Raw genomic sequence first — 4,250 nt, 5'->3', positions numbered from 1 at the left:
TTTGCAGCTGGTAGCTCATGACTTTGGGGATGGGCAACTTGGCAATGCTCTCGAGCAGGGCCTTTTGCAAGCCGTCCGCCAAGGTGACGCCGGTTGCAATGCTCTCAAAAAACAAGGCCTCGGCCTTGCCGTCCATGGCGCGCTGCAGGCCGGCCACTGCGTCGGGCCCGGCACCCAGCGCCTGCAGCTTCTTGAGCAGCGCAGGCGTGGGATTGCCCGCCGCGTCCAGGCCCACCGCCACGGGCATGAGTTTTTGAGATACCGCTTTGTCGGCAGCCTGCGCGGCGACGGCGGTCACGTGGACCGCGAGGCGGCGCGGCGAAGCATAGTGGGTGACCACGGCATCGGCAGCAATCAGGCCTTGCGCGCGCAGGGAGTCCGCCAATACGTTACCGAAGGCTTCGCCCAGCTTTTTGAGGGCCTTGGGCGGGAGTTCTTCTACAAACAGTTCTACGAGAAGGTTTTGCGTTGTCATTCTGGGGTCCCGGGGCGCTCAGGCGGCCTTCTTGGGCATCTGTTCAATCCATTCCCGTGGCGCCATGGGGAAGCCCAATCGTTCACGGCTCTCGTAATAAGCCTGCGCGACGCTGCGCGCAAGGTTGCGGATACGCCCGATGTAGGCGGCCCGCTCGGTCACGCTGATGGCGCCGCGTGCGTCCAACAGGTTGAAGCTGTGCGCACACTTCAGCACCTGCTCGTAGGCCGGCAGTGCGAGTTGTTGCTCCATCAGGTACTTGGCCTGCTTTTCATGCGCGTTGAAGGCGGTGAACAAAAATTCGGCGTCGCTGTGCTCGAAGTTGTAGGTGGACTGCTCGACTTCGTTCTGGTGGTACACATCGCCGTACTTCAAGGTGTCGGTCCACTGCAGGTTGTAGACGTTGTCCACACCTTGGAGGTACATGGCCAGGCGCTCGAGCCCGTAGGTGATTTCGCCGGTGGCAGGCTTGCAGTCGATGCCGCCGACCTGCTGGAAATAGGTGAACTGGGTGACCTCCATGCCATTGAGCCAGACCTCCCAGCCCAGTCCCCAAGCGCCTAGCGTGGGGTTTTCCCAGTCGTCTTCCACAAAGCGGATGTCGTTTTTCTTGAGGTCAAAGCCCAGCGCCTCGAGCGAGCCGAGGTAGAGCTCCAGGATGTTGGCGGGGGCGGGTTTGAGAACCACCTGGTATTGGTAATAGTGTTGCAGGCGGTTGGGGTTTTCGCCGTAGCGGCCGTCTTTGGGGCGGCGGCTGGGCTGCACATACGCCGCCTTCCAGGGTTCGGGGCCTATGGCGCGCAGAAAGGTGGCGGTGTGCGAGGTTCCGGCGCCCACTTCCATGTCGTAGGGTTGCAGGAGCGCGCAACCTTGGCGGTCCCAGTATTCCTGAAGTCGAAGAATGATTTGCTGAAAGGTGAGCATGGTGTGTGGGCTAGGACGCGGTGTGTCGGCGATAGGCCGACGCCGCGCCGGCATGGTGGCGGGCTGGGTCGATGTAAAAACCTGATTTTACGGGTGTCGCTGCGCTAGCGCGCCCTGCGCCACGCCCAGGCGACGATGGCCAACCCGAACAACCAAAGGGGCCAGAGGCCAAAGCGCGAAGCCCACCAGGCAAAGGGCGTGATGCCGCTGCGGCCTTGCACCTCGCCGTGCAGCACGCCGCGGGTCAAAGGCGGCAACTCGGCCAACACCAGGCCCTGGTGCGAGAGGATGGCGGTGGCGCCTGTGTTGGTGGCGCGCACGAAAGGCCGCTGGAACTCCAGCGCCCGAACCCGCGAAATGTTCAGATGCTGTTGCAGCGCCACGGTTCCGCCAAACCAGCCCATGTTGCTCACGTTGGCAAACATGGTCGGCGCTTGTTCAGGGTCGGTGAAACGGGTGGCCAACTCTTCGCCATACAGATCTTCGTAGCAAATATTGGGGGCAACTCGCTCGCCCAGCACGTTGAGCGAGGGCTGACCGAGCGGGCCCCGGTTGAAGTCGCCTAATGGGATGTACATCATGTCGGTAAACCAGCGGAACATCGGCGGTATGAATTCTCCGAAGGGCACCAGGTGATGCTTGTCGTACCGCAGCACCAATCCTTCGCTCGGTGTGATTCCGATGACGGAGTTGGTGTATCCCGCTTTGTAGCTCCCGAGAGGGATTCCAATTAAGGCGGCTTGTTCTCCCTGGCTGAAGCGTGCGGTGAGTGCGGTCCAATAACCCGCGGGCAACTCCTGCGGGAGCACGGGAATCGCGGTTTCCGGGGCCACCACCAGGTCACCGGTGCTGAGGTTGAGCGCCTCGCGGTACCAGTCCAGCGCCACCGGTACGCCGCTACCAGTCTCAAATTTCTCGTTCTGGGGAATATTACCTTGCAGCAGAGTGACCCGCAGTGTGGTGGTGGGCGTGGTCCATTCGTTCCAGTGCGCAGGTATAAGCGCCGCGACCACCAAAACAGCAACCGGTCCAAGTGCCAGGCGCCAGTGTTTCTCTACGAAGGCAATCCCAATCGCTGCTGCGCACGCCGCGGCCAAGATCGACACACCATAAGCGCCGAACCACGGGAAGAACAGGGCGAGCGGCCCGTTCAGATGGGCGTAGCCGATGGCACCCCACCCAAAACCGGTGAGCCAGGTTCCGCGCGCCATTTCCGCCATGCCCCACAGGGCACCGAAACTCAAAGCGGCCGGCCAGCCGCTCAGGGGCACGGCGCCCTGCCGTCCAAGTGATACTTTGCGCCACAGCCAGACGGCACCGGCGTAATAGGCCGCCAGTGCCGCAGCAAGCGCCACCAGACCCACCAGCGAGAGCGTGGCGGACAGACCGCCGTAGGTATTCATGGCGACGTAAAGCCACCAAAACGTGGCGGTGAGCCAGACGGTGGCGAACATCCACATGATGAAATGCGAATGAGTGCCGGATGCGCGTTGGTGCAGCGCTGCAACGGCGACCGCCATCGACAGAATTTGCAGCCACCAGCATGTGCCACCTAAGGTAAAAAGGTCGTCAAAAGGCCACCCGGCGCTTGCTGCCTGTGCGCAAGCAGCTATCAATACAATAGCAAGTTGAACCGTATCGGATTGTCCGGGAAACCTCCACCCCGGATTGGTGACTACCATTAGCTGTGCGTTGCCGGGTCCGGCACGGGCGACACCTTGAACCATTTCACGGCGCCGCCCTTGGTGTGAAGCACCATAAAGTCGAGCCCGCAAACGGTGTGGCGCTCACCGCGTTTAGGCACGTGCCCCATCTCGTGTGCGATCAAACCGCCGATGGTGTCAAAACTGTCGTCGGGATCGGCGCTTGCCACCTTGACCGAGAACGCCTCGCTGACACGCTCTAAGGGAGTGTCCCCGCTGACACGATAGGTCTTGTCGGCCAACGCGAAAATATCACCCTCGTCTTCCGCGATGTCAAATTCGTCCTCGATTTCACCAACGATTTGCTCTAGCACGTCCTCGATCGTGATGAGACCCGCGACGCGGCCAAATTCATCAATCACGATCGCCAAGTGGTTACGGTTACCGCGGAAATCACGCAGCAGGTCGTTCAATCCCTTGGACTCGGGCACAAACACGGCAGGCCTTAGCAAGGCTCGGATATTGAGTTCCGGCGCACGCTGCAGCTTGAGCAAGTCTTTGGCCATCAAGATGCCAATGATGTTCTCTCGTTCGGTGTCGTAGACGGGGAAGCGCGAATGCGCGGTGTCGATAACCGCGTGCATAAGCTCATCCATGGGGGACTGGATGTCAAGAAAGTCCATGCGGGTTGCGGGAACCATCACATCGCCCGCAGTCATGTCAGCCATCCGGATCACACCTTCCAACATGACCCGAGATTCCGCCGCGATGATGTTGTTGTCCTCAGCCTCAGCGAGTGTCTCAATCAACTCGGCAGTGGAGTCAGGCCCGGGATGCAGGAATTCTGCGAGTTTTTGAAGGAAAGATCGCTTGTCTTCTTTTGCAAAGCGTCGCAAAGGATGCGGTTCTGACACTGAAGGTGCGCCTGTTGAGGGCTTTAGTTGCGAGGGCCTAAGGATAGCTGATTTGCAAATGGCACCCTGCTCGCCAATTTGCGAAAGTTATTGCTTGAGGAACACGAGTCAAAACTTTTGACCTCTGCGTCAACAGGCATGTCAGTTTTTTGCTTTTTTTAGTCTTGCCAGCAGCTCACGCCTGGGCAGTACTAAAAAAAACACCCCGCCACGCGACGGGGTGTTTTGGCTGTAATAGCCTGACGATGTCCTACTTTCACACGGGAATCCGCACTATCATCGGCGCTGAAGCGT

At 60.0% G+C, this 4,250-nt stretch carries 4 protein-coding genes; all 4 read right to left on the bottom strand.

Annotated elements, in window-relative coordinates:
- Positions 1 to 475 (bottom strand): glycine--tRNA ligase subunit beta (locus tag Q0O05_RS11630; protein WP_293663213.1); only part of this gene is annotated, 475 nt, incomplete at its 3' end.
- A gap of 18 nt (positions 476 to 493) precedes the next feature.
- Positions 494 to 1,399, bottom strand: coding sequence for a glycine--tRNA ligase subunit alpha (glyQ, locus tag Q0O05_RS11625; protein ID WP_293663211.1), 906 nt, complete (start codon positions 1,397 to 1,399; stop codon positions 494 to 496).
- A gap of 104 nt (positions 1,400 to 1,503) precedes the next feature.
- On the bottom strand, positions 1,504 to 3,081 hold the full coding sequence (lnt, locus tag Q0O05_RS11620) for an apolipoprotein N-acyltransferase (RefSeq protein ID WP_293663210.1): 1,578 nt from the start codon (positions 3,079 to 3,081) through the stop codon (positions 1,504 to 1,506).
- Positions 3,081 to 3,956 (bottom strand): transporter associated domain-containing protein, encoded by an 876-nt coding sequence (locus Q0O05_RS11615; protein ID WP_293663208.1) that lies wholly within the window; start codon positions 3,954 to 3,956, stop codon positions 3,081 to 3,083. The genes lnt and Q0O05_RS11615 overlap by 1 nt, the downstream gene beginning before the upstream one ends.
- Positions 3,957 to 4,250 lie beyond the last annotated feature (294 nt).

Source organism: Rhodoferax sp. OV413 (assembly GCF_945881795.1).
In the GTDB taxonomy this organism is placed as follows: Bacteria; Pseudomonadota; Gammaproteobacteria; order Burkholderiales; family Burkholderiaceae_C; genus Allorhodoferax.
The sequence above is the reverse complement of the archived record's forward strand: the minus strand, read 5'-3'. Positions and strand labels throughout refer to the sequence as shown.